Origin of the sequence: Terriglobus sp. YAF25 (assembly GCF_052113305.1) — a bacterium.
In the GTDB taxonomy this organism is placed as follows: domain Bacteria; phylum Acidobacteriota; class Terriglobia; order Terriglobales; family Acidobacteriaceae; genus Terriglobus.
In genome coordinates, this window is the sequence record NZ_JBFRCY010001002.1 from 1 (window position 1) to 1,236 (window position 1,236).

1 pseudogene is annotated in these 1,236 nt (G+C 61.5%); it reads left to right on the forward strand.

The features are described from left to right. Nucleotides 1-1,236, forward strand: a pseudogene (locus tag AB4043_RS26015) (hypothetical protein); the annotation flags it as partial.

Genomic DNA, 1,236 nt, shown 5'->3' on the forward strand with positions numbered 1-1,236 from the left:
GACCTGCTCGACGGCTATGTCTATGGCGAGCCGCTGCTCATCTCGAACCTCACCATACGAGGCGCCAAACACAACGTCCTCTTTGCTGCGACCGAGAACGACTCGGTCTACGCGCTTGATGCCGACACCAATATGGCGCCGCTCTGGAAGGTCTCACTCCTCAAGTCCGGTGAACGTCCGTTGACGGGTGGGGCCATCGCACCCTATCTCGGCGTCACCTCAACGCCGGTGATTGATCCTTCTACCCACACGCTCTATGTCGTCTCGACACAGGTTTCAGACACGGGCGCGACCTTCCGCCTGAATGCGCTTGACATCACCACCGGCGCCCAGAAGTTAGGCGGCCCCGTCACCCTGCAAGCCTCGGTGCCCGGAACCAGTCAGGAAGCCGTCAACGGAGTTGTGAACCTCAACACCACGTGCGTGCAGCGCGCCGCGCTCCTGCTGGCCAACGGCAATATCTACATCGGCCTGGGCGGCTGCAAGAGCGGCTGGCTGCTTGCCTACGACGCCACAACCCTCGCGCAGGTCGGCGCATTCAACTCCAGTCCGAACCTCAACGGCGAAGGCACCTACGCTGCCGCGGGCGGCGTCTGGATGGGCGGCGGCGGCCCCGTGGCCGACAGCTCCGGTAACATCTACATCGCCACCGGCAATGGCCCATGGGACGGCCAGACCGCCTATGGCGATTCCGTACTCAAGTTCAGCAGCCAGCTCAGGCTCGAAGACTACTTCACACCCGTTGGCTATCAGTACATGAACTGTCGCGACGCCGACCTTGCCTCCGGTGGGCTGCTGCTCATCCCCGGCGCCGGCCACCTCCTTGTAGGCGGAAAGACCGGAAAGCTCTACCTGCTCGACTCCGGCAACCTCGGACGACAACAGGCCAGCGACGCAGGCGCAACCCAGACCTTCTTCTTCAGCAGCGGCCTCGTGTCGCCATACACCGATAGCTGCACCGATAGCACAGGCACCCACGCAACCAGCATCGTCTCTTACGAGAACTTCGGCACCGCAGCCTACTTCAATAACTCCGCCTACGTCGGCGTTACACCTACTGTCTCTGGCATTCCCGCCGGTATCCGGCAGTTCAACTACGCAGGCACACTTACGCCGGGCTCCATCACTACACCCAATGTCTCGATGAACAGCAACGGAGCCACACCTTTCATCTCCGCTAACGGAAGCCAGAATGGTATCGTCTGGATGCTCGATCAAGGCCAACCTTTGCAGAAC